The organism is Bacillus sp. NEAU-CP5, assembly GCF_026420705.1.
Taxonomy (GTDB): domain Bacteria; phylum Bacillota; class Bacilli; order Bacillales; family Bacillaceae; genus Bacillus; species Bacillus velezensis.
This window is the reverse complement of sequence record NZ_JAPMOV010000002.1, coordinates 650600-673630: the sequence shown is the minus strand read 5'-3', so window position 1 is coordinate 673630 and position 23031 is coordinate 650600. Positions and strand designations below refer to the sequence as shown.

At 47.5% G+C, this 23031-nt stretch carries 27 protein-coding genes and 1 other annotated feature; of the genes, 25 read left to right on the top strand and 2 right to left on the bottom strand.

What is annotated here, in order from left to right; genetic code table 11:
• Positions 1 to 58: 58 nt before the first annotated feature.
• The 19 genes from OTK50_RS08535 (at position 59) to pheA (ending at position 15329) form a co-directional block, all read left to right on the top strand.
• Positions 59 to 1351, top strand: coding sequence for a bifunctional folylpolyglutamate synthase/dihydrofolate synthase (locus OTK50_RS08535; protein ID WP_224223714.1), 1293 nt, complete (start codon positions 59 to 61; stop codon positions 1349 to 1351).
• 139 nt (positions 1352 to 1490) lie between these two features.
• Complete coding sequence (locus tag OTK50_RS08530; protein WP_130570744.1) at positions 1491 to 2243, top strand: prepilin peptidase; 753 nt, start codon at positions 1491 to 1493, stop codon at positions 2241 to 2243.
• A 126-nt stretch (positions 2244 to 2369) separates the two neighbouring features.
• Positions 2370 to 3371, top strand: a complete 1002-nt coding sequence (locus OTK50_RS08525) for an SPOR domain-containing protein (protein ID WP_224223713.1) — start codon at positions 2370 to 2372, stop codon at positions 3369 to 3371.
• 140 nt (positions 3372 to 3511) lie between these two features.
• Positions 3512 to 4081 (top strand): Maf family protein, encoded by a 570-nt coding sequence (locus tag OTK50_RS08520; RefSeq protein ID WP_012118105.1) that lies wholly within the window; start codon positions 3512 to 3514, stop codon positions 4079 to 4081.
• Positions 4082 to 4112: 31 nt separating this feature from the next.
• Positions 4113 to 4808, top strand: coding sequence for a RadC family protein (radC, locus tag OTK50_RS08515; protein ID WP_007408165.1), 696 nt, complete (start codon positions 4113 to 4115; stop codon positions 4806 to 4808).
• Positions 4809 to 4899: 91 nt separating this feature from the next.
• Positions 4900 to 5913 carry a cell shape-determining protein MreB gene (gene mreB, locus OTK50_RS08510; RefSeq protein ID WP_003152647.1) on the top strand — a complete coding sequence of 338 codons (1014 nt, stop codon included), beginning with the start codon at positions 4900 to 4902 and terminating at the stop codon, positions 5911 to 5913.
• 30 nt (positions 5914 to 5943) lie between these two features.
• Positions 5944 to 6807, top strand: a complete 864-nt coding sequence (gene mreC, locus OTK50_RS08505) for a rod shape-determining protein MreC (protein WP_007408166.1) — start codon at positions 5944 to 5946, stop codon at positions 6805 to 6807.
• Complete coding sequence (mreD, locus tag OTK50_RS08500; RefSeq protein WP_007408167.1) at positions 6804 to 7322, top strand: rod shape-determining protein MreD; 519 nt, start codon at positions 6804 to 6806, stop codon at positions 7320 to 7322. Before mreC ends, mreD begins: the two co-directional genes overlap by 4 nt.
• A 53-nt stretch (positions 7323 to 7375) precedes the next feature.
• On the top strand, positions 7376 to 8056 hold the full coding sequence (gene minC / locus OTK50_RS08495; RefSeq protein ID WP_044801618.1) for a septum site-determining protein MinC: 681 nt from the start codon (positions 7376 to 7378) through the stop codon (positions 8054 to 8056).
• A 2-nt stretch (positions 8057 to 8058) separates the two neighbouring features.
• On the top strand, positions 8059 to 8862 hold the full coding sequence (minD, locus tag OTK50_RS08490; protein ID WP_003152655.1) for a septum site-determining protein MinD: 804 nt from the start codon (positions 8059 to 8061) through the stop codon (positions 8860 to 8862).
• 127 nt (positions 8863 to 8989) lie between these two features.
• A complete protein-coding gene (locus tag OTK50_RS08485; protein ID WP_007408168.1) occupies positions 8990 to 9793 on the top strand; it encodes a M23 family metallopeptidase in 804 nt (267 codons plus the stop codon).
• On the top strand, positions 9786 to 10652 hold the full coding sequence (locus tag OTK50_RS08480; RefSeq protein ID WP_103526720.1) for a M50 family metallopeptidase: 867 nt from the start codon (positions 9786 to 9788) through the stop codon (positions 10650 to 10652). Before OTK50_RS08485 ends, OTK50_RS08480 begins: the two co-directional genes overlap by 8 nt.
• A 58-nt stretch (positions 10653 to 10710) precedes the next feature.
• Positions 10711 to 10784: a sequence feature (ribosomal protein L21 leader region), on the top strand.
• Between the two features lie 13 nt (positions 10785 to 10797).
• The gene (gene rplU / locus OTK50_RS08475; protein WP_003152660.1) at positions 10798 to 11106 is read left to right on the top strand and encodes a 50S ribosomal protein L21; all 309 of its coding nucleotides are present in this window, start codon (positions 10798 to 10800) and stop codon (positions 11104 to 11106) included.
• Between the two features lie 2 nt (positions 11107 to 11108).
• The gene (locus OTK50_RS08470) at positions 11109 to 11450 is read left to right on the top strand and encodes a ribosomal-processing cysteine protease Prp (RefSeq protein ID WP_012118103.1); all 342 of its coding nucleotides are present in this window, start codon (positions 11109 to 11111) and stop codon (positions 11448 to 11450) included.
• 12 nt (positions 11451 to 11462) lie between these two features.
• Positions 11463 to 11747: a 50S ribosomal protein L27 gene (gene rpmA, locus OTK50_RS08465; protein ID WP_003152662.1), complete on the top strand. Its 285-nt coding sequence runs from the start codon at positions 11463 to 11465 to the stop codon at positions 11745 to 11747.
• A gap of 317 nt (positions 11748 to 12064) precedes the next feature.
• A complete protein-coding gene (locus OTK50_RS08460; RefSeq protein ID WP_032873815.1) occupies positions 12065 to 12643 on the top strand; it encodes a sporulation initiation phosphotransferase B in 579 nt (192 codons plus the stop codon).
• Positions 12644 to 12674: 31 nt separating this feature from the next.
• Complete coding sequence (gene obgE, locus OTK50_RS08455) at positions 12675 to 13961, top strand: GTPase ObgE (protein WP_032873818.1); 1287 nt, start codon at positions 12675 to 12677, stop codon at positions 13959 to 13961.
• A 53-nt stretch (positions 13962 to 14014) separates the two neighbouring features.
• Positions 14015 to 14458: a transcriptional regulator ThrR gene (gene thrR, locus OTK50_RS08450; protein WP_007408173.1), complete on the top strand. Its 444-nt coding sequence runs from the start codon at positions 14015 to 14017 to the stop codon at positions 14456 to 14458.
• A 13-nt stretch (positions 14459 to 14471) separates the two neighbouring features.
• Positions 14472 to 15329 (top strand): prephenate dehydratase, encoded by an 858-nt coding sequence (gene pheA, locus OTK50_RS08445; RefSeq protein WP_003152668.1) that lies wholly within the window; start codon positions 14472 to 14474, stop codon positions 15327 to 15329.
• Positions 15330 to 15354: 25 nt separating this feature from the next.
• On the opposite strand, the gene OTK50_RS08440 is transcribed toward pheA, so the two are convergent.
• Both OTK50_RS08440 and OTK50_RS08435 read right to left on the bottom strand, forming a co-directional pair.
• On the bottom strand, positions 15355 to 15897 hold the full coding sequence (locus OTK50_RS08440; protein WP_038459375.1) for a transcription repressor NadR: 543 nt from the start codon (positions 15895 to 15897) through the stop codon (positions 15355 to 15357).
• On the bottom strand, positions 15894 to 17045 hold the full coding sequence (locus tag OTK50_RS08435) for an IscS subfamily cysteine desulfurase (protein ID WP_224223712.1): 1152 nt from the start codon (positions 17043 to 17045) through the stop codon (positions 15894 to 15896). Before OTK50_RS08435 ends, OTK50_RS08440 begins: the two co-directional genes overlap by 4 nt.
• A 104-nt stretch (positions 17046 to 17149) precedes the next feature.
• On the opposite strand from OTK50_RS08435, the gene nadB reads away from it, so the two are divergent.
• The 6 genes from nadB (at position 17150) to OTK50_RS19930 (ending at position 22976) form a co-directional block, all read left to right on the top strand.
• Positions 17150 to 18715 carry an L-aspartate oxidase gene (gene nadB, locus OTK50_RS08430; protein ID WP_224223711.1) on the top strand — a complete coding sequence of 522 codons (1566 nt, stop codon included), beginning with the start codon at positions 17150 to 17152 and terminating at the stop codon, positions 18713 to 18715.
• The gene (gene nadC, locus OTK50_RS08425) at positions 18697 to 19545 is read left to right on the top strand and encodes a carboxylating nicotinate-nucleotide diphosphorylase (RefSeq protein WP_224223710.1); all 849 of its coding nucleotides are present in this window, start codon (positions 18697 to 18699) and stop codon (positions 19543 to 19545) included. Before nadB ends, nadC begins: the two co-directional genes overlap by 19 nt.
• Before the next feature lies 1 nt (position 19546).
• Positions 19547 to 20650: a quinolinate synthase NadA gene (nadA, locus tag OTK50_RS08420; protein ID WP_072589414.1), complete on the top strand. Its 1104-nt coding sequence runs from the start codon at positions 19547 to 19549 to the stop codon at positions 20648 to 20650.
• Between the two features lie 127 nt (positions 20651 to 20777).
• Positions 20778 to 21983 (top strand): SafA/ExsA family spore coat assembly protein, encoded by a 1206-nt coding sequence (safA, locus tag OTK50_RS08415; RefSeq protein ID WP_044801624.1) that lies wholly within the window; start codon positions 20778 to 20780, stop codon positions 21981 to 21983.
• 147 nt (positions 21984 to 22130) lie between these two features.
• A complete protein-coding gene (locus OTK50_RS08410; RefSeq protein ID WP_014721606.1) occupies positions 22131 to 22724 on the top strand; it encodes a YhcN/YlaJ family sporulation lipoprotein in 594 nt (197 codons plus the stop codon).
• Between the two features lie 132 nt (positions 22725 to 22856).
• Positions 22857 to 22976, top strand: a complete 120-nt coding sequence (locus tag OTK50_RS19930) for a hypothetical protein (RefSeq protein WP_007612850.1) — start codon at positions 22857 to 22859, stop codon at positions 22974 to 22976.
• Positions 22977 to 23031: the final 55 nt, after the last annotated feature.

Genomic DNA, 23031 nt, shown 5'->3' with positions numbered 1-23031 from the left:
TAAAACAGCGGGGCGGTTTCCTAAGAAACCGCCTTGTCGTATAAAAGAGGGGATTTCATTGTTTAATACGTACAAAGAAGCGATCAGCTGGATTCACGGCAGGCTCAAGTTCGGCGTTAAGCCGGGCCTTCTCCGTATGGAAAAGCTGATGGAAAAACTGGAACACCCGGAAAAGAACATTCGCGCTATTCATGTGGCGGGCACAAATGGCAAAGGATCGACCGTCGCTTTTATCCGTTCCGTGCTTCAAGAAGCCGGTTATACGGTCGGTACGTTCACATCGCCTTACATTATTACGTTTAATGAGCGTATCAGCGTCAACGGCATGCCGATTTCTGATGAGGAATGGAGAACGCTCGTTAATGACATAAAACCGATAGTCGATGAGCTTGATAAGACCGATGCCGGAACGGTGACAGAATTTGAAATCATTACAGCGTGTGCATTTTTATATTTTGCGAAGCGGGCTGATATCGATTTTGTTATTTTTGAAGCGGGGCTCGGCGGCACATTTGATTCAACCAATATTGTGAAACCGCTCCTGTCGGTCATTACAAGTATCGGACATGACCATATGGCGATTTTAGGCAATACCATCGAGGAGATCGCCGGGCAGAAAGCCGGTATCATTAAAAATTCTATTCCGGTTATTACGGGCGTCAATCAGCCGGAAGCACTCGGCGTTATTGAAGCAGAAACCGAAAAAAAGCAGGCTCCGTATCAGTCACTATATAAAACGTGCAGACTGTTTAATGAAGCGGCGCTTCCGTCCGGTGAAAGCTTTTCGCTGGAAACGGAAACGAAATGCTATGAAAACATTCAAACGTCGCTGATCGGCATTCACCAAAGGCAGAATGCGGCATTGGCGATATTGGCCGCTGAATGGATGAATCGTCTGGGTGCCGCAGCCATTTCTGAAGAAGCAATGCGAAACGGCCTGAAAAAAGCATCGTGGCCGGGCCGGTTTGAACGTCTTCAAAGCCGCCCTTTAGTGTTTGCGGACGGCGCACATAACGAAGAAGGCGTTGACACACTGACAGAAACGATCAGGCAGCGCTTTGCTGGTAAAAACGTCCATGTCGTATTCAGCGCATTAAAAGACAAACCGTATCAGGAAATGATTAAAAAGCTTGAAAACGAAGCGGACTCTATTCACTTTGTATCATTTGACTTTCCGCGTGCTTCAAGCGCCGAAGCCCTTTATAACGCAAGCAGTCTAGCGGATAAGAGCTTCGATGAGAACCCGGACAGTGTGAAAGAATGGATAGATCAAAAAGACGGGGCGGATGATGTCATCATCATTACCGGTTCCTTATATTTTATTTCAGAAATGAGAAAGCGGCTTATCTGACAGCCCCTCGGATGCCCGGCAGACCCTTTTCAGGTTTTGCCGGGTGTTTTTATGCTGAAAATATATTTTCAGCCATTTCAGTCATGGTGTTTTTCTTTGCTATAATCTGAGCCAGATTGATAGTAAAGGTGTGGTCTGAGTGCTTTTGATTCTGTTTTTTCTCGGTTTGATTTTCGGTTCTTTTTTTTATACAGCAGCGTGCCGTATCCCGCTTCGAATCTCGGTTATTTCGCCGCGTTCAGCCTGTTCGTTTTGCCGCTTGCCGCTCTCCTGGGGGGAGCTTGTGCCCGTCGTTTCCTATATTCTGCAAAGAGGCAGATGCAGAAACTGCCGTGCAAAGCTGTCGGTTATGTATCCGGCGGCGGAATGCTGGACGGCGTGTTTATTCACGGCTGCAGGCATTCATTTCGGTTTCTCAAAAGAACTGTTAGTCGCGCTGTTATTTCTGTCTCTGCTCATGATTGTTACTATGACGGATCTGCAATATATGCTGATTCCTGACAAAGTTCTGCTGTTTTTTCTTCCGCTTTTCATCGCCGGCCGTATGTTTTCTCCGCTGGACACGTGGTATGCAGGGTTTGCCGGAGCCGTTTGCGGATTTTTTCTGCTTGTTTTTATCATGTTTGTCAGTAAAGGAGGCATCGGCGCAGGTGATGTGAAACTGTTTGGGGTGATCGGCCTGACGCTCGGCGTGAAGCTCGTGCTCATTGCATTCTTTCTTTCCGTTATGATCGGAGCCGTATACGGCATGTGCGCCGCAGCCCGGGGCAGGCTTGGTAAAAAGCAGCCATTTCCGTTTGCGCCGGCCATCTCAGCCGGGAGCGCTTTGAGTTATTTATACGGTGAAGAGCTGTTTTCGTTTTACATCAAGCTCGCTTCAGGCGGGGCTTGAAAAATTTGGCGAACGTTTTTTGGACAAGACGACAAAAGTCTTGTTCTTTTTTTTTACGCCTATGCTAAAGTGTGAACCATGATCAGCTCAAGGTACGGCCAAGACGAATGCAAGGGGGAAGAGACGTTGAAAAAAAGGAAGAGCAAAAAGCACAGCAAAGCCAAAAACAATGCTCTTAAAGTAACCATTAACGGACAAGAAGAAACGATGTATGGACAAGATGATGTGAAAGAAGGCGGGGAGAAAACCGTCACATTTTCAAATTGGGAAGAAACAAAAAAGGCGGAACAGGAGACCGCCGCATCCCATGAAGATCCGAAAGAAGAAGATTTCAATTGGGACCATGAGAAGAATTCTGAGGTATTTGAAGATGACCCGAAAGTCGTTCCGCCATACAAGAAGAAAAAAACCGGCCCTCATTTTCCGAAAAAGAAGCAGCCGTCTTCTCCAGTTAAAAAAGCGGTCACGACAATTGCCGTTGCGGCTGTTTTAGGCACCGGGCTCGGCCTTGTCGCCTTAAATATGTCGGGAAGTAAAGAAGCCGCCGCTCCGGCATCAGCTGACAAAGGTTCACAAGGGCAGACGGCGAAAGCGGGAGATGTTTCTAAAGACAAATCTGAAACAGCCGGCACAGGAGATGCGGAATCTTCAGAGGGAAACTATAAAACATATGCGGTGCAGGCCGGAAAATTTTCATCAGAAAAAGGAGCGCAAACGCTTGTTGACCAGCTGACTGAAAAAGGATACTCGGCCGTCTCTCTGGCAAAAGAAGACGGATACACATACGTGATCGCCGGGCTTGCAGCGGAAAAAACCTTATCACAGCAATTGGGCCAGACGCTGATAGACCATGATTTTGAGGCTTGGGGCGGAAAAGAGCTCAGCTTTGCGGTCGATTCAGGACTGGAAGACTCTTTTAAACAAGCATCCGAGCTCTCCGCCAAAGCGATTACCGGCAAAGATCTTTCAAAAACGGAAGTGGCTGAAGCGGCAAAAGCGGCAGACGGTGCAGACGCCGCTGACAAAAAGCAGAAAGAGGCCGTGCTTCAAGCGCTGAAAGAACTGGAAACGTCGGGTTCAGAATCCGGCTGGAAAGCCCAAAAAGAGCTTTTAAGTGTTGTAAAATAGTATCTTATTTCCCGTCATCCGGCGGGATTTTTTATTTTGTCATCAAAAAGTTATTTTTCTGAAATTGTGGTTGCCCGTTAGATTTGATAGGATAGACAAGTATCTTTTTTTCTTAAGCAAACCCTGAAAGGATGACAACCATGACAAAACGCTTAATACTCGCATCACAATCTCCGCGAAGAAAAGAACTCCTTAATCTTCTTCAGATTCCTTACAGCATTATTGCAAGCCGCACAGAAGAAAAATTAAATCGAAACCTTTCGCCGGAAGAAAACGTCCAATGTTTGGCCGAGCAAAAAGCTGGTGCTGTATTGGCCGAAAATCCCGATGCAGTCGTTATCGGGGCTGACACGATGGTGTGCATAGACGGCGAATGCCTCGGCAAACCGCATGACAGAGAAGAAGCGGCACACATGCTGCGGAGGCTTTCCGGCCGAAGCCATCAAGTCATTACGGCGGTCAGCATTCAGACGCATGACCGGAAAGAAACGTTCTGTGACACGACGGAAGTGACGTTTTGGCCGCTCAGTGAAGACGACATACAGCTCTACATTGAAACAAAAGAACCGATGGATAAAGCAGGTGCATACGGCATCCAAGGAAAAGGCGCGCTTTTAGTGAAAAAAATAGACGGTGATTTTTATTCTGTCGTCGGGCTTCCTGTCGCTAAAACAATGAGAGCCTTGAAAGAATTTAATATAAAAGCTTGATGTTCAAACCGGGAAGGGGAACAAGGAGGGGTTGATCATCCGTGATCTGCCGTTAAAATTAAGAGATTTCCCCGAAAAAGAAAAACCGAGAGAGCGGCTTCTGCACTTCGGAGCCGAACATCTCTCTAACAATGAATTGCTCGCCATCCTGCTGCGGACGGGAACGAAACATGAGTCCGTCATGAACCTCGCTCACCGGCTGCTGCGGACGTTTGACGGGCTGCGACTGTTAAAAGGCGCCTCTGCCCAGGAGCTTTCCAGCATTCCGGGAATCGGCACGGTGAAAGCCGTTCAGATTCTAGCCGCAATTGAGCTGGGGAGCCGCATTCATAAGACATCCGCCGGGGAGCATTGCGTCATCCGCTCTCCGGAAGACGGGGCGAAGTATGTGATGGAGGATATGCGCTTTTTATCCCAGGAGCATTTTGTCTGTTTATATTTAAATACCAAAAATCAAGTCATTCATAAACGCACCGTTTTTATCGGAAGTCTGAATTCATCTATTGTCCACCCGCGGGAGGTGTTTAAAGAAGCTTTCAAACGATCCGCCGCGTCCTTCATTTGTGTTCACAATCATCCTTCAGGAGATCCTACACCGAGCAGGGAAGATATAGAGGTAACCAGGCGGCTTTTTGAGTGCGGAAATTTAATCGGCATCGAGCTGCTGGATCATTTGGTCATTGGTGACAAAAAATTTGTGAGTTTAAAGGAAAAAGGATATTTGTAACACTTTTTTTTTCGTTGATTTAAGATATAATAGATTTTATGAGTTTTTCCCTTTAGGGTATTTTTGCTTTAAGAAAGGAAGATACATACATATGTTCGGAATTGGTACAAGAGACCTTGGTATAGATTTGGGAACCGCGAATACGCTTGTGTTTGTTAAAGGAAAAGGAATTGTAGTGAGAGAGCCGTCTGTCGTTGCTCTGCAAACGGATACGAAGTCCATCGTTGCGGTCGGTAACGATGCGAAAAACATGATCGGAAGAACTCCGGGCAACGTGGTTGCGCTCCGTCCGATGAAAGACGGCGTTATCGCTGACTATGAAACAACTGCGACAATGATGAAATACTACATTAATCAGGCTGTGAAAAATAAAGGATTGTTTGCGAGAAAGCCTTACGTTATGGTGTGTGTGCCGTCAGGTATTACGGCCGTTGAAGAACGGGCGGTCATCGACGCGACAAGACAAGCGGGCGCACGTGACGCTTATCCGATTGAAGAACCGTTTGCGGCAGCAATCGGCGCGAATCTTCCGGTATGGGAGCCGACGGGCAGCATGGTCGTTGATATCGGCGGCGGAACAACTGAAGTGGCGATCATTTCTTTAGGCGGCATTGTTACGTCTCAGTCAATCCGCGTAGCCGGTGACGAAATGGACGACTCAATCATCAGCTATATCAGAAAAACATATAATCTGATGATCGGTGACCGTACGGCGGAAGCTATTAAAATGGAAATCGGTTCAGCAGAAACCGGTGAAGAAAATGCGTCAATGGAAATCCGCGGCCGCGATCTTCTGACAGGTCTGCCGAAAACGATCGAAATCACGGGAACGGAAATTGCAAATGCACTGCGTGATACAGTTCTCTCAATCGTTGACGCGGTGAAGAGCACGCTTGAAAAAACACCGCCTGAGCTGGCCGCTGATATTATGGACAGAGGTATTGTATTAACAGGGGGAGGCGCCCTGCTGCGCAATCTCGACAAAGTCATCAGCGACGAAACGAAAATGCCTGTTCTTATCGCTGAAGATCCGCTGGATTGTGTTGCGATCGGCACTGGAAAAGCACTGGAGCACATCCATCTTTTCAAAGGAAAAACAAGATAATCAGGAGTTAAATAGAAGAGGTGTATCACGATGCCGAACAAACGGTTAATGCTATTACTTCTGTGTATTATCATATTGGTGGCTATGATTGGATTCTCGCTGAAGAACGGCCGTAATACCACCTGGCCTGAAAAGCTGATCGGTGATACGACGGGAGTATTTCAAAACATTTTTCACACGCCTGCCGAATATTTTGCAGGGTTCTTCGGGGACATAAAAGACCTGAAAAACACGTACAAGGAAAACGAACGCTTAAGACAAAAGCTGGACGGACAGACACAATATGAAGCGAAGCTCCAAGAACTCAAAGATGAAAACAAGAAGCTGCGTGATGAACTCGGACATGTCAAATCAATTTCCGACTATGATCCGATTTTAGCGACCGTTATCGCCAGAAACCCTGATCAATGGTACAAGCAGATCATGATCAATAAGGGAACGAAGCAGAAAGTGGCCAAAGACATGGCTGTCACGAACGAAAAGGGTGCGCTGGTCGGGAAGATCAAAAGCAGCGGACTCAACAGTTTCACATCCGCCGTTCAGCTGCTGAGCGATGTTGACCGCAATAACAGAGTGGCCACCAAAATCTCCGGCAAAAAGGGAAGCAAAGGCTACGGTTTAATTGAAGGGTATGATAAAAAGAAACAGACTCTGAAAATGACCATCCTTGAGCCGGATGAAAAACGCGAAGTGAAAAAAGGCGACCTCGTGGAGACATCCGGAACGGGCGGCGTATTTCCTCAAGGGCTGACGGTCGGGGAAGTGACCGATGTAGAATCAGATGCTTACGGCCTGACGAAAATCGCTTACGTGAAACCGGCTGCCGACCTGTACGATCTTGACCATGTCATCGTCGTGAACCGAAGCGTAGCAACAGGGGAGGAAGGATCGTGAAACGTTTCCTTCTCCCTTTGATTATGATTTTGGTCTTTTGTGCGGAAAGCATCTATACCGATCTGGTGCGTTTTCCTTTCGTCTCCGTTGAGCAGCAGGTCGTTCCGCATTTTCTTTTACTTGCGCTGATTTTTATGTCCGCTTATATCAACCAAAAGCATGCGGTGATCTACGGTTTGATTTTCGGATTTCTTTATGACATCAATTATACGGGTGTTTTAGGCGTTTATATGTTTGGTTTTGCCGGTTTATGCTATCTGGCGGCCAAAGCGTTTAAAGTGCTTCAGACAAACGCCCTGATGGTCATTTTGGTCGCGGTGCTGAGCGTATGCGTGCTTGAATTTTACGTTTACGGCATTCAGACGTTAATCCGCAGCGGCACAATGACGTTTAACGATTTTGTCATTCAGCGGTTCTTGCCGACCGCTTTGCTGAATATTGCGGGAGCCGTTATATTAGTCCTGCCCTTCAGGCTGTTTTATATAAGTCTGAAGAAAGAATTAAGAGATGAGTAAAAAGGATTTTATCTTTTTTTGACGAAAAGAGTATGTTGTTGAGGTGAACATTGATGAAGACCAAAAAGCAGCAATATGTAACAATAAAAGGAACAAAAAACGGCTTAACATTGCATCTGGATGATGCGTGTTCTTTTGATGAGCTTCTCGATGGTCTTCAAAACATGCTGTCGATTGAACAATATACTGATGGCAAAGGCCAAAAAATCAGTGTTCATATTAAACTCGGGCATCGGTATCTGTATCAGGAACAGGCAGAGCAGCTGACTGATCTGATCGCGTCAAAGAAAGATTTAGTCGTGCATTCAATTGACAGTGAAGTCATCGCCAAAAAAGAAGCGCAGCGGATGAAAGAGGAGCAGGAAATTGTTTCTGTTTCCAAAATCGTCCGTTCGGGCCAGGTGCTTCACGTGACGGGAGATTTGCTTTTAATCGGAGATGTGAATCCCGGCGGTACGATCAGAGCCGGAGGAAATATATTTGTTCTCGGTTCATTAAAAGGGATTGCCCACGCGGGTTATAACGGAAATAACCGGGCTGTGATCGCCGCATCCGAAATGATGCCGACACAATTGAGGATCAATCACGTGTTAAATCGCTCCCCAGACCACATTCAAAAAGGGAACGACATGGAATGTGCTTATTTAGATACTGACGGAAATATGGTCATTGAACGCCTTCAGCAATTGGCTCATTTAAGACCTGATCTAACAAGGCTTGAGGGAGGAATGTGAAATTGGGTGAGGCTATCGTAATAACTTCGGGAAAAGGCGGAGTAGGTAAAACAACAACATCTGCAAACCTCGGTACCGCCTTAGCCATTTTAGGGAAGCGCGTCTGTTTGGTAGATACAGATATCGGACTGCGCAACCTTGATGTCGTAATGGGTCTTGAAAACAGAATTATTTACGACTTAGTAGATGTAATTGAAGGCAGATGCAAGACGCATCAGGCGCTTGTCAAAGACAAACGTTTTGATGATCTGCTTCATTTAATGCCGGCTGCCCAGACAAGCGACAAGACGGCTGTTGTCCCTGAGCAGATCAAATCGCTTGTACAGGAGCTTAAGCAGGAATTTGATTATGTCATTATTGATTGTCCGGCCGGAATTGAACAAGGCTATAAAAATGCCGTCTCCGGAGCTGATAAGGCGATTGTTGTGACGACGCCGGAAATATCAGCGGTGCGGGACGCTGACCGCATTATCGGACTTTTGGAGCAGGAAGATATCGAACCGCCGCGCCTTATCGTGAACCGCATCAGAAATCACCTGGTGAAAAACGGTGACACGATGGATGTGGATGAAGTTGTTCATCATCTTTCTATTGATCTTCTCGGAATCGTTGCTGACGATGATGAAGTGATCAGGGCTTCAAATATCGGCGAACCGATTGCCATGAATTCCAAAAACCGCGCCAGCATTGCGTACCGCAATATCGCCCGGCGCATTTTAGGAGAATCAGTTCCTTTGCAGGTGCTTGAAGAGCAGCAAAAAGGGATGATGGCGAAAATCAAGTCATTTTTCGGCGTGCGTTCATAATATATACCAGAATACAAAGATCTGATGAAGCCCAGCTTATCAGGTCTTTTTTGTTTTTCAAGAGCGCATATTTGCAATGGACAAGACATAGGATGTACAAACCCAACGATTGCAAAGGATGATGGCGATGAGTCACAGAGCTGATGAAATTAGAAAAAGACTGGCCAAAAGAAGAAAACAGCGGCCTGAATCAAAACGGACTTTCGTTCAAAACGCCCAAACGCAGAATTTTCCCGCGTGGCAGACGGTCAAGGAGCAGGAAAAGCACAAGCTTCTACCGGACTACGAATATCAAACGGAACACCCGCCCGAATTTAACGGACGGCATCCATTGATCAGCGCTCATTCAATTATTTTAAAATGCCTGCTGGCCGCCTGTCTCGTACTGATCTCCGCTATTGCCTATAAAACTGACAAACAGCCGCTGAGTCAGATCAAACCGGCGATCGCACAAACCTTTCAAAAAGAATTTCAGTTTGCTGCCGTAAGCAATTGGTTCGTATCTTCCTTCGGAAACCCGCTCGCTTTTCTTACGCCGGGAACGAAAAAGAAGGACGGTCAGGTGGCGGTCAGTCAGGATATGGCCGTTCCTGCCGCGGGGAAAATCCAGCAGGACTTTCAAAATAACGGAGAAGGCGTCGTCGTCGAAACTGCCAGTGAAGCCATTGACAGCGTAAAAGAAGGCTACATTATGGAAGTGAGCAAAGATAAAAAAACAGGCCTGACGGTGAAGGTGCAGCATGCCGACAATACAAGCAGCATTTACGGCCGGCTAAAAGATGTTAACGTTTCATTGTACGACTTTGTCGATAAAGGGAAAAAGATCGGTTCGATCAAGCTCAACGATAAAAGTAAAGGCCAGTACTATTTCGCGATCCAGGATGGCGATAAATTCATAGATCCGATCCAGGTGATCACTTTTGATGAATAAATGGCTCAGCCTCCTTTTCAAAGTTCATGTCCATCCTTTTCTTTGGATTATCATGGGGCTTGGTCTTATGACGGGGCACATCAAAGCGCTGCTGTGTCTTTTGCTGGTCGTATCCGTTCATGAGCTGGGGCATGCTGCTCTGGCTGTGTTTTTTTCGTGGCGCATTAAACGAATCTTTCTGCTCCCTTTCGGCGGGACGGTTGAGGTGGAGGAGCACGGAAACCGGCCGCTTAAAGAGGAATTTGCGGTCATCCTGGCGGGCCCGCTTCAGCATGTGTGGCTTCAGGCGGCAGCCTGGCTCTTTTTCATGTCAGGTTTTGCAAGTGAGCAGACATTTGAGATGTTTACCTTTTATAATCTCTCCATTCTTTTCATCAATCTTTTGCCGATCTGGCCGCTTGACGGCGGAAAGTTTGTGTTTTTATACTTCTCCAAACAAATGGCTTTTCAAAAAGCGCATCTCCTCAGCCTGCAGACATCGGCCGTTTCCGCGCTTTTGCTCTGCTGCTGGATTGTGCTGGCCGTCCCCCTTCAGGTCAGCGCATGGGTGCTGTTCGTCTTTCTCGCCGCTTCTTTATGGGATGAATACCGGAAGCGGCACTATATTCAGCTGAGGTTTCTTTTGGAGAGATACTACGGCAAAAACCGCGATGTTGCCATGCTGCATCCTTTGACGGTCGCGGCCGATGCCAAAGTAAAGCATGTCATGGCCGAATTCAAACGGGGATGCAAGCACCCCATTATCATTGAAAAAGCCGGCGAAAAGCTCAGCCAACTCGATGAAAATGAAGTGCTTCATGCGTATTTTGCCGATAAACGGACAGATTCCTCTATGGAAGACCTGCTGCTGCCTTACTAGAAATAGATTGACATATCCTTTTGGTTCTGATATATTTTTTAATGTTATGGATGTAGCACCAATGCTACAACCGCTCGGGACAGGTGATAAGAGCTTTAAAGCCCCCTGTTGCTGGCGAGTCTTAGTCTAATAGGAGGTGCAGAGAATGTACGCAATCATTAAAACAGGCGGAAAACAAATCAAAGTTGAAGAAGGTCAAACTGTTTACATCGAAAAACTTGCTGCTGAAGCAGGTGAAACAGTGACGTTTGAAGACGTATTGTTTGTTGGCGGAGACAGCGTGAAAGTCGGCAACCCAACAGTTGCAGGCGCGACAGTTACAGCTAAAGTTGAAAAACAAGGCCGTGCGAAAAAAATCACTGTTTTCCGTTACAAGCCAAAGAAAAATGTTCATAAAAAACAAGGTCATCGTCAGCCTTATACTAAATTGACAATCGAAAAAATCAACGCGTAAGCATGATTGAGGCAACAATTCGAAGATCCCGGAATGACGGGGGCATTTTGTCCTTTGAAATGACGGGACATGCCGATTTTGCTGAACATGGACGAGATCTCGTATGCGCCGGGGTCACAGCTGTCGTTTTCGGAGCGGTCAATGCGGTTATCGCGCTGGCTCCTCTCGAACCGATTCTTGATATAGGCGAGGACGGGGGTTATTTCTACTTTGAATTCCCTGAAGCCGCTGATCAGGAAGCTTTGCAAAAAGCGCAGCTGCTGATTGAAGGCATGATTGTTTCTCTTGAAACGATCGAGCGGGATTACAGTGAACACTTACGGTTGACTGCAAACCAAATATAGGAGGTGAGTTACATGCTTAGATTAGATCTTCAGTTTTTCGCTTCTAAAAAAGGTGTAGGTTCTACAAAGAACGGACGTGACTCTGAATCTAAACGTTTAGGCGCTAAACGTGCAGACGGTCAATTCGTAACAGGCGGATCTATCCTTTACCGTCAACGCGGAACGAAAATCTACCCAGGTGAAAACGTGGGCCGCGGAGGAGATGACACTCTTTTTGCTAAAATCGACGGAACTGTTAAATTCGAACGTTTCGGCCGTGACCGCAAAAAAGTGAGCGTATATCCTGTAGCTCAATAATGACACAAAAAACTCCGGTCGTTGACTGGAGTTTTTTTTGCAGTAAGCGGAGTAACATCAAGAATGAAAAGCAGAGGATGCGTGAGTGAACCCCGCCTTGAATGAGGACATCAGCTTCCCATACCCACTGGATATGTTCCCCAAGCAGTGATACCAAAAATGTTTCTGCCTGGCATCCGCATTGTATGCGATCCGAAAAAGGAACATGATGAACCAGGAAAAACAAGTGTTTTTTTAACAAAGCCTTCTCTGTTATAATTCATAGTACACACTTATCAAGACTCCTAAAAAGAAATTAAACGATTGGGAGTGCGAAAATGAAGGATGTATCGAAGAAACAAGAAGAACCTGTAAGCGATGCGGCTCTGATCAATGAGCTGATCCAATTAATGGGCCATTTCCGTCATGATTGGATGAATAAGCTGCAGCTGATAAAAGGAAACTTAAGTTTGCAGAAGTATGACAGGGTCGTTGAAATTATTGACGAAATGGTCATAGATGCAAAGCACGAATCAAAGCTCTCAAACCTGAAAGCCCCGCACTTGGCGTTTGACTTTCTTACATTTAATTGGAAGTCCCGTTATATGAGACTCGAATACGAAGTGCTCGGAGAAATTAAAGATTTATCGGCATATGATCAAAAGCTGTCGAACCTGATGAGAAAACTGTTTCATCTGTTCGGTCTGGCAGTAAGCAATGAAAGTGAAAATCATCTGACCGTATCGCTGCAGACGGATCACCCTGACAGACAGCTTATTGTATATCTCGATTTTCATGGAACGATTGCAAATGCAGATGTGTTTGATGAATTTCGCAAATCCCGGTATGAGGACTTTGATGTCATGCAATTTGAGCTGACCGGCCATGAATGTGTGGCCGAAATTGGAATGAACTAGCGGTTTTTTACTGTTTAGAACGGAGGATATTATGTTTGTAGATCAGGTGAAAGTATATGTAAAAGGCGGCGACGGCGGTAACGGAATGGTTGCGTTCCGCCGTGAAAAATATGTCCCGAAAGGCGGGCCTGCCGGCGGTGACGGAGGTAATGGAGGCGACGTCGTTTTTGAGGTTGATGAAGGACTGCGCACGCTCATGGACTTCCGGTACCAGCGGCATTTCAAAGCGATACGCGGCGAGCACGGCATGTCTAAAAACCAGCACGGCAGAAATGCGGACGATATGGTTGTTAAAGTTCCGCCCGGCACAGTCGTAACGGATGACGATACAAAACAGGTCATTGCCGATCTGACTGAGCACGGGCAGCGCGCCGTCATCGCAAAAGGCGGACGCGGCGGACGCGGAAATACCCGCTTTGCGACACCGGCCAATCCGGCACCGCAGCTGTCAGAGCACGGAGAGCCCGGAAAAGAGCGCTATATCGTGCTTGAACTGAAAGTGCTTGCAGACGTAGGTCTCGTCGGCTTCCCGAGCGTCGGAAAATCTACGCTTCTGTCTGTCGTTTCATCGGCAAAGCCGAAAATCGCCGATTATCATTTTACAACGCTTGTTCCGAATCTGGGCATGGTGGAAACGGATGACGGAAGAAGCTTCGTCATGGCGGATTTGCCCGGTTTGATTGAAGGAGCGCATGAAGGAGTCGGCTTAGGCCACCAATTTCTCCGCCATATCGAACGGACGCGTGTCATCGTTCACGTCATTGACATGTCAGCGATCGAAGGCCGCGATCCGTATGAGGATTATGTGACCATTAATCAGGAGCTCAGTGAATATAATCTGCGGCTGACGGAGCGTCCGCAAATTATCGTTGCGAATAAAATGGACATGCCCGAAGCGGCTGAAAATCTTAAAGCATTTAAAGAAAAGCTTCAGGATGACCATCCTGTCTTCCCGATCAGCGCGGTGACGAGAGAAGGGCTCCGCGATCTTCTGTTTGAAGTCGCCAACCAGCTGGAAACAACGCCTGAATTCCCGCTGTATGATGAAGAAGAACTGGCGGAAAACCGCGTAATGTACACGATGGAAGACGAAGAAATTCCATTTAACATTACCCGTGATCCGGACGGCGCGTTTGTGCTTTCAGGTGACAGTCTGGAACGGCTCTTTAAAATGACTGACTTCTCCCGTGACGAATCCGTCAAGCGTTTTGCAAGACAGATGCGCGGTATGGGCGTTGATGAAGCGCTCAGAGAACGCGGTGCTAAAGACGGCGATATCATCCGGCTTCTGGAATTTGAATTTGAATTTATTGATTAAAAAAACGGAGAGCTTGCGATGCAGGCTCTCTGATGTAAAAGGGAGGGGTGCAGGTGAAAGAAGAGACATTTTATTTAGTGCGTGAAGACGTTCTGCCTGATGCGATGCGGAAAACCCTTGAAGTCAAAAAGCTGCTGGACAGAAAAAAGGCTGAATCGGTTGCAGATGCCGTGCAGAAAGTTGATTTAAGCAGAAGCGCTTTTTACAAATACCGAGATGCGGTTTTCCCTTTTTACACGATGGTTAAAGAACAAATAATCACACTTTTCTTTCATTTGGAGGATCGGTCAGGCGCGTTATCCCAGCTTTTGCAGGCGGTGGCTGACTCAGGAAGCAACGTGCTTTCCATTCACCAGACGATTCCGCTTCAGGGCAGGGCGAATGTCACGCTCTCAATCAGTACGTCCGCAATGGAAGAAAACATTCATACGTTAATGAATAAACTGAGAAAATTTGATTTTATAGAAAAAGTTGAGATCTTAGGGTCAGGCGCGTAAGGAGAGAAGAGACATGAAAGTCGGTTATTTAGGGCCAGAAGCCACATTTACACATCTAGCAGTCAGTTCCTGCTTTCAAAACAGCGTGACACAAGCACCTTATCAAACAATACCGGCATGCATGGATGCGGCGGTTGCGGGAGAAGTTGATCTTGCATTTGTTCCTTTGGAAAACGCGCTGGAGGGCTCGGTTAACTTAACGATTGACTATTTGATTCATGAGCAGCCTCTTGCGATCGTGGGGGAAATGACGCTGCCGATTCACCAGCATCTGCTCGTTCACCCTTCGAGAGAAAATGAGTGGAAAAAGCTTGAGAAAATTTATTCTCATTCCCATGCGATTGCGCAATGCCACAAATTTCTTCACCGGCATTTTTCGTCCGTTCCTTATGAGTATGCGAAGTCAACAGGTGCGGCTGCCAAGTATGTCAGTGAGCATTCGGACCTTCCGATCGGCGTGATTGCAAATGAAATGGCCGCCGCTACATACGGATTGAGCATCGTGAAGCGGGATATACAGGATTATCAGGACAACCACACGAGATTTGTCATTCTTTCACCTGAAAAAGACGTCTCATTCGAAGTGAATGCGAAACTGTCTTCACGGCCGAAAACGACGATGATGGTAACGCTTCCCCAAGATGACCAATCAGGTGCGCTGCACAGGGTGCTGTCCGCTTTTTCATGGAGAAACCTGAATTTATCAAAGATCGAATCGCGCCCGACAAAAACGGGTCTCGGCAACTATTTCTTTATTATTGATATTGAACAGGCGATGGATCAGGTTCTCATTCCCGGTGCCGTTCAAGAGATGGAAGCCCTCGGCTGCCGGGTCAAGCTTCTGGGAACATATCAATCCTATTCGATATAAAAAAAGCCCTTCAGGGGGCTTTTTTTTAATCTTTTATTAAAATACCCGCGTCGTCCAGCGCTTGGCAGGCTTGGTCAATCCGCTCTTTTGTCGGGGCGCTTAACGTATGGAGGTGCACGCCTTCGGTCAGCTGTGAAAGGTAAGCGGCATTTGTCGAGTTAATGTGATCCATGAATTGTTTGACTTCTTTCCGTGTGCTGACTCTTATGGCGGCGGTTAAATCGCCGTATACGGGGTGTTCAATAATGACGTCCTTTATGGTGACGCCTTCATCGACAATGAGTTCAAGCTCTTCTTCCGTCCGCTCCGGGCCGTGCAGACAGGCGACAATCCGTTCGGCGTTATTTCCGCCGCCGGCATTCATGCTGATGTATAAGTAGCCTTGGCTCGTCGCGATAATCGGCTCGTTTTTTGCTTTCAAGAGTGATATGTCCTGCACGATCACCTGTCTTGAGACATTTGCTTTTTTAGCCAATTCGCCTCCTGTTAATGGCGAGCCGGCTTCTTTCAGCCAATGAAGCAGCATGTCGCGTCTTTTCTCCCCAGTAAGCTTCGTTCCTTCTGTCAAATTGCTGATTCTCCTTTCTTTTGCTCCCATAGCGCCGTAAATGTATGTATCAGCATATCGAGCTGTTCACATGTTGTTTCGTTTCCGAATGAGATCCGGAAAAACTGCCGCGCTTCCCGTTCGGTTTTTCTCAGCGCCTTCATAGCTGAAGAAGGGCCGTGGCTGCCGGCGGAACATGCGCTCCCGGTTGAGATGCAAATATCGTTACGATTACATTCTAACATAATATATTGTCCTTCAAAGGAGTGAAAAAAACACCCGACAATGTGGGGCAGGCATTCACCGCCGGTTTCTTCCTCTGAAAATGAAATGGGGAGGCCTTGACGCCGAATTTGGTCATACAAATAATTCCTCAGCCTGTCAGCATGCTCACGGTGTTCCTCCATATGTTTCACTGCATACTCCGCAGCGGCGGTAAAAGCGCCGATGGCCGGCACATTCACCGTACCGGGCCTGAACCCGTTTTCATGCACGGTATGCGGATAAACCGGGTTCCAGCTGACACCGGGCCGAATGTAAACAGCCCCGGTGCCTTTCGGGCCGTATACTTTATGACCGGAGACGGAAAGGGCGTCGATTCCCGCCTGATCCGCATCAATCGGCAGTTTGCCGAAACTTTGAACACAATCGCAATGAAGCAAAATGTTTCTCTGGTGAAGAAAAGCGGCCAGACGATTCACAGGCTGGATGAGGCCGGTTTCTGAATTGGCGTGCTGTATGGAAACGAGCCCCGTGTCAGGACGGATATGAGCCGCCAGTATGTCCTCGGTTATAAGGCCGTTTTCGTCTGGATATATGATGGTGACATCAATTCCCCGATCAGCTAAAAACGCCGCGGCATTATGGATCGAATGGTGTTCCAATGCGGTCGTAATAAAATGTTTTTTGTAATCGGGGAGACCGTCCAGCAATGATTGGACGGCCAGGATGTTCGCTTCCGTTCCGCCGCTTGTAAAGTAAATGCCGTCTGCCGCTCCGCCGATCAATTTTCCTGCAGAATGTCTGCAATATTCCAGCACGTCCGCCGCTCTTCCTCCGGCGTCATGAAGGCTGCTTGCATTGCCGTATACCTCTGTGCTGAGATGCTGAAAGACTTTCGCGGCTTCTTTGCTTAAAGGCGCTCCCGCCGCGTAATCAAGATAAATCATACAGCCCGTCTCCTATCCGTTTATGTTAAAAAAAAGCTTGAGTTTATTTTATCGTTGTGTAAATATAGGTGTCAAGACAGGTGTAAATAACAGGAGGGTGATGTATGTCTGAAAAAACAATTATCGTCATTGGTTCGGGGACGGCGGCCCTTGCCTGTGCTTCCTCATTTCCTCCGTCATACCAAGTGACCGTCATCACAAAGAGAAGCGTAACGAACAGCAATTCGCATTATGCTCAAGGCGGGATTGCTGTTTCATACGCAAAAGATGACTCTATAGAATCCCATGTGAACGATACACTGTATGCGGGATGCGGACACAATGACGTGACAGCCGTGCGGCATTTGCTGAAAAGCGGGCAGAGCATGATAAACAGGCTGATAGAAGGCCATTTCCCTTTTGATACGAAGTCGGACGGAACGTTTTGTTTCGGCAGGGAAGGCGCTCATTCCAAAAGGAGGATTCTGCACGCCGGGGGAGATGCGACCGGACGGATGTTGGTTGAGTTTCTGGTTCAGCAGCTGAGGGACGGCATACGGATCATTGAACACGAGACGGTTGTTGATCTGCTGATTGAACACGGACGATGCGCAGGCGTTGCTGTAATGGATGCTTCAGGCGCTGTTTCTTACAGAAGAGCGGATTGTGTAGTGCTTGCATCAGGCGGCTGCGGCAGTCTGTACCAATATCACACAAATGATTCCGCCATAACGGGAGACGGCATCGCTCTTGCCTTCCGCGCTGGAGCTGAGATCACGGATATGGAGTTCACCCAGTTCCACCCGACCCTCCTTGTGAAAAACGGGACTGTGTACGGCCTGATTTCTGAAGCAGTGAGAGGAGAAGGCGGATATTTAGCGGATCGCTTCGGACGCAGGATCATGGCTGGCAGACACGCGCTAGAAGATTTGGCGCCCCGGGATGTGGTTTCACGGGCGATTTATGAAGAAATGATGAAAGAAAATCCTGTTTTTATAAATTGCAGCCGAATAGCCGATTTTAAGAAACGTTTTCCGACCATAACAGGTATTTGTCAAACAGCCGGTGTTGATCTTGAAAGCGGGATTCCTGTAGCACCCGGAATGCATTTTTTAATGGGCGGAGTAAAAGCCGATACATGGGGGAAAACGTCCGTGCCTGATTTGTACGCCATAGGCGAGACCGCCTGCACAGGATTGCACGGGGCGAACCGCCTTGCGAGCAACTCACTGCTGGAAGCGCTGGCAAGCGGGCAACGATGTGCTGAACATATCACTCAAACACCGTTAAACGGAAGATATAAAAAAACCCCGAAGAAATCTGACGTCATCTTAGAAGTGCCGGACACAACGCTTCATGTGCTCCAAGCCAAAATGACAACCGGAGCGGGCATCGTCAGGGATAAAGAAAACATGCAGGCGCTGGCATCCTGGCTTAACAACGTATCTGTGCGTCATATAAATGTGAAGGATATCACAATAGAACAAGCCGAGCTATCCTGCTTATGGAAGACTGCGCAACTTGTTGTGACCTCAGCCCTTATTCGGGAAGAAAGCAGGGGCGCTCATTTTCGCGCTGATTTTCCCGGGACGGAGAAAGAGTGGCACGGAAAACAAATCATTCATTCAACATCTGGAACAGTTATCAGTAAAAACGAAAGGATTGGGGAACTATGGACATTCTGCAGCTGAAACAAATGCTGACTCATTTTTTTCAGGAAGATATCGGAACGGGTGATGCGACGTCACAAGCGATTTTTTCTGATCAGCAATGTAAAGCGCGAATCATCGCAAAAACAGACGGCGTGTTTGCCGGAGAAGCCGTTATCGGTGAAGGATGGAAGCTTTTACACGATGACATCCGCATCCGCTCCCTGAAAAAAGACGGAGAACGGATGAAAAAAGGAGACGTGCTCGCTGAAATGGAAGGCCAGGCGGCGGCTCTTCTTACGGGGGAGCGGGTCATTCTGAATCTCATACAAAGAATGTCAGGCATTGCGACAATGACGGATGAGGCCAAAAGGCGTCTTGATGATCCGTCCATTAAGATTTGTGATACGAGAAAAACGACACCCGGGCTCAGAATGCTGGAAAAATACGCCGTTCGGGTCGGAGGCGGCTTTAATCATCGCTTCGGCTTATATGACGGCATCATGATAAAAGATAATCATATTGCCGCCTGCGGATCGATAAAGGCGGCCGTGGAGCGGGCAAGAAAAACGGCGGGGCAGATGCTTGCGGTGGAAGTCGAAATCGAATCCGAACAGCAGCTGCTCGAGGCAATAGAAGCGGGCGCAGACGTTATTATGTTTGACAACTGTCCGCCTGAGTCCGTCCGGCGTTTTGCAGCCATGACACCGGGACATATCAAAACGGAAGCATCCGGAGGCATAACGCTCGACACATTGCCCGCTTATAAAGGAACGGGCGTCCAATATATTTCACTCGGATTTCTGACTCATTCAGTAAAAAGCGCCGACATCAGCATGGATGTTGAGGCTGCGGAACAGGGGGATTTTTAAGATGTCTATTTTTGACGTGCTAACTGCATCAGCCGAAATGATGCCGAGCCATTATAAAGACATGAGCACCGGAGAAATGGAAAAGCGGGTCGCCGCCATTAAACGGGCTTTCGGAAAGCGTCTGTTCATTCCGGGGCATCACTATCAAAAAGACGAAGTAATACAATTCGCCGATACGGCAGGTGACTCCCTGCAGCTTGCTCAAGTGGCAGAAAAAAATAAAGAGGCGGAATATATTGTGTTTTGCGGCGTGCATTTTATGGCGGAAACCGCTGATATGCTGACTGATGATAACCAAACCGTCATTTTGCCCGACATGCGCGCCGGATGCTCGATGGCTGATATGGCAGATATTCAGCAGACGGACAAAGCATGGCAAGAGCTTCAAGAACTGTACGGTAACACCATCATTCCGTTAACATATGTTAACTCGACGGCGGAAATTAAAGCATTCGTCGGACGGCACGGGGGAGCGACCGTCACCTCTTCGAATGCCCGGAGTGTGCTGAAATGGGCTTTTAAACAAAAAGAGAGAATTTTATTTTTGCCGGATCAGCATTTAGGCAGAAATACGGCCTATGACCTCGGCATTCCGCTGACAGAAATGGCTGTATGGGACCCGGTGCAGAACCGATTGCTTACTGACCATCCGGAAAACATTAAGGTTATCCTTTGGAAAGGGCATTGCTCCGTACACGAAAAGTTTACAGCGGAAAATATTTCTCAGCTGCGGCAGCGGGATTCCGGCATCCGCATTATTGTTCATCCGGAATGTTCGCGGGAAGTGGTCTCGCTCAGTGACGACAGCGGGTCTACCAAATACATTATTGATACGATCGAACAGGCTGAACCGGGAAGCAAATGGGCGATCGGCACGGAAATGAATCTTGTTCAGCGCCTCATTCAATCGCATCCGGATAAACAGATTGAATCATTGAATCCCGATATGTGTCCGTGTCTGACAATGAACAGAATCGACCTGCCGCATTTATTGTGGTCGCTTGAGCAGCTTGAAAAAGGCGAGCCGAAGGGTGTCATTAAAGTTCCGGAAGCGGTTCGGGAAGAAGCGCTTCGTGCTTTGAACAGAATGCTGAGTCATACGTAATTATAAAAAATTCCCCTCCTTCCCAAAATTTTTTATCATCATGCCCAGTCCACCGGCATATAGTGTGAAGAAACGTATTGTAATGACAAATGTACCGTTCACGTTTTGTGCATAGGAGGGGAAAACGTTGAAAATTCATATCGTTCAAAAAGGCGATTCGCTCTGGAAAATAGCTGAAAAATACGGAGTTGATCTTGAAGAGCTAAAAAAACTGAATCATCAGCTTAGCAATCCAGACTTAATTATGCCTGGAATGAAGATAAAGGTGCCTTCAGAAGCCGTTCCGGTCAGAAAAGAACCTAAGGCCGGCTTCGGAACGTCTGCGCATAAGCATGAGCATCCATATGCAAAAGAAAAACCGAAATCAGTTGTGGACATTGAAGACACCATACCGGAAGAACCAAAGCCGTCAATTCCGTATGTGCCGCCAATCCCTGAAAAGCATGAAAATGTGCTGCCGGAAGCTGATATGAACCAATATTACCCGTCCAATCAGCTGTTTCAGCCGTGGTCGCCTCCTAAGCCGGAGGAACCGGTGACACATTTTGTCGAGCCGAAAGAAAAAGAGCATGACAATAACATTCCACAACAGGAGGAAATGATCAACATGGAAAACGCGAATTACCCGAATATGCCAAAGGCGCCTGAAGCCGGAAAGATGGAAGAAGAAAACGCCGCTTATCATCTGCCGAACATGCCAAACATTCCGAATGTCCCGTTTCCGAATATGCCGGCCGTTGAACCGCCTTTTATGCATTACCCGATGCCGTGCATGCCTTGTCCTTGTCCGGTTCCGGTGACACCGATGCTGCCGGGTTCGGGACTATGCCACCCTTGCTTCCCGGTAGGCGGAGGTTTCGGCGGTTTTGGAGGAGGTTTCGGAGGCTTTCCGGTAATGCCGATGCCGTTACCGTATGGATTCCATCATCCGGGATTTGGGCCGCAAGCGGGTTACGGTGAATATGAAAACCAGGCCCATGAAAATGCAGAGCATTATGATGGTTCTGCATCTGGTTTCGGCGGTGCTCCTTACGGTCAAATGCCGTATTACGGCGGATATTCGTCACATTACGCAAACGTGCCTCATCATGATGGAAAATATAAGGATGATGATTGCGGCTGCCATGATTCACATCACCACCACCATCATCACCACGGTTCACATCATCATGGTTCACATCATCATCACGCAAATATGCCTGTGCAGCCGTATCCGAATATGGGCGCAAGTGCCGGCTATTTTATGCCTTATGGCGGAGCAAATCCCAATGCCGCGCCGAATCAGCCGAGTCCAAATCAAGTATTCGGACGGCCGGAAGAAGAAGAAGATTAATGTTTCGGGACGATGTATGTCGTTCCTTTTTTTATGTCCAACTGAGGAATGGACATAACTGACAAGCTTAAACCCGCCGTCGGCCGCACATCCTAAACATGAGCGGAAAACGCTCAAACAGCGATGAATCCACGGGGGGTTTTTCCATTGGGTAAAAAACTGATGACGATCGCGGGCGTTTTAGCCGTGACGGCAAGCTTAACGGCATGCGGAGCAAATAATGCCATGAATGACGGACGCTACAATCAGTCAACACGTCCGGTCGGATATTATTCGAATGATAATGGTAACGGCAGAGGCCAGTACGGAATGGACCATCAAGGACCCGTTTCTGAAATGATGGAAAACCGAAACGGCCGTCATAATACGACAAACGTGTCCGACCAGTACGCGCCTAATGACGGGGTTCCGTTAACGACGGACGGCACATATAACGGCCGAAATGTCAATACGCCGCCGGCAGCAATGTCTTATAATGGGTATGACAACGCCGAAAACATCAGGTTGGCGGCAAAAGTTGCAAACCGCGTGAAAAAAGTAAAAGGCGTACAGGATAGTCAGGTCATCGTGACTGACACGAGAGTCGTCATTGCCGTCAGAACAAATCATCCTTTTACGAAAAATGATGATAAACATGTCAAACATGCGGCCAAAAAATTCGCGGACGGCCGTACAATTCAAGTGTTTACCGACAACGCTACTTTTACAAAGCTGCAAGACATGAACAGAAACAGCCGTTAAACGGACTGCCGGATGATTTCATCCGGCAGTATTTTTATGGATAAAGCTTCATCATTTCTTTACATATTCTTAAAACGCTCTTTATATTGCAGTGTTAACATAAAAGTAATAAAACGTAACGGAGGGGCCGGGATGAAAAAAACGGAGCATGACAAAAGCCGCGGAGCAAAAACTGTGTATCTGACCGTAAGGGGATACCGGCTCAAACTGACGCCCGGACAAATGAAACTGATTTCAGCCGGCCGGGCATAATCATCGGGGCAGCCCTCATATAGAGGCTGCTTTTTTTCGGCCTGAAACAGACAAA

Excerpts from the sequence above, each read along its gene's own strand:
- OTK50_RS08520 (WP_012118105.1), top strand. The coding sequence starts at position 3,512 with ATGACAAAACGCTTAATACTCGCATCACAATCTCCGCGAAGAAAAGAA.
- mreB (WP_003152647.1), top strand. The coding sequence starts at position 4,900 with ATGTTCGGAATTGGTACAAGAGACCTTGGTATAGATTTGGGAACCGCG.
- mreC (WP_007408166.1), top strand. The coding sequence starts at position 5,944 with ATGCCGAACAAACGGTTAATGCTATTACTTCTGTGTATTATCATATTG.
- minC (WP_044801618.1), top strand. The coding sequence starts at position 7,376 with ATGAAGACCAAAAAGCAGCAATATGTAACAATAAAAGGAACAAAAAAC.
- OTK50_RS08485 (WP_007408168.1), top strand. The coding sequence starts at position 8,990 with ATGAGTCACAGAGCTGATGAAATTAGAAAAAGACTGGCCAAAAGAAGA.
- OTK50_RS08480 (WP_103526720.1), top strand. The coding sequence starts at position 9,786 with ATGAATAAATGGCTCAGCCTCCTTTTCAAAGTTCATGTCCATCCTTTT.
- rplU (WP_003152660.1), top strand. The coding sequence starts at position 10,798 with ATGTACGCAATCATTAAAACAGGCGGAAAACAAATCAAAGTTGAAGAA.
- OTK50_RS08470 (WP_012118103.1), top strand. The coding sequence starts at position 11,109 with ATGATTGAGGCAACAATTCGAAGATCCCGGAATGACGGGGGCATTTTG.
- rpmA (WP_003152662.1), top strand. The coding sequence starts at position 11,463 with ATGCTTAGATTAGATCTTCAGTTTTTCGCTTCTAAAAAAGGTGTAGGT.
- OTK50_RS08460 (WP_032873815.1), top strand. The coding sequence starts at position 12,065 with ATGAAGGATGTATCGAAGAAACAAGAAGAACCTGTAAGCGATGCGGCT.
- obgE (WP_032873818.1), top strand. The coding sequence starts at position 12,675 with ATGTTTGTAGATCAGGTGAAAGTATATGTAAAAGGCGGCGACGGCGGT.
- pheA (WP_003152668.1), top strand. The coding sequence starts at position 14,472 with ATGAAAGTCGGTTATTTAGGGCCAGAAGCCACATTTACACATCTAGCA.
- OTK50_RS08435 (WP_224223712.1), bottom strand. The coding sequence starts at position 17,045 with ATGATTTATCTTGATTACGCGGCGGGAGCGCCTTTAAGCAAAGAAGCC.
- nadB (WP_224223711.1), top strand. The coding sequence starts at position 17,150 with ATGTCTGAAAAAACAATTATCGTCATTGGTTCGGGGACGGCGGCCCTT.
- nadC (WP_224223710.1), top strand. The coding sequence starts at position 18,697 with ATGGACATTCTGCAGCTGAAACAAATGCTGACTCATTTTTTTCAGGAA.
- nadA (WP_072589414.1), top strand. The coding sequence starts at position 19,547 with ATGTCTATTTTTGACGTGCTAACTGCATCAGCCGAAATGATGCCGAGC.
- OTK50_RS19930 (WP_007612850.1), top strand. The coding sequence starts at position 22,857 with ATGAAAAAAACGGAGCATGACAAAAGCCGCGGAGCAAAAACTGTGTAT.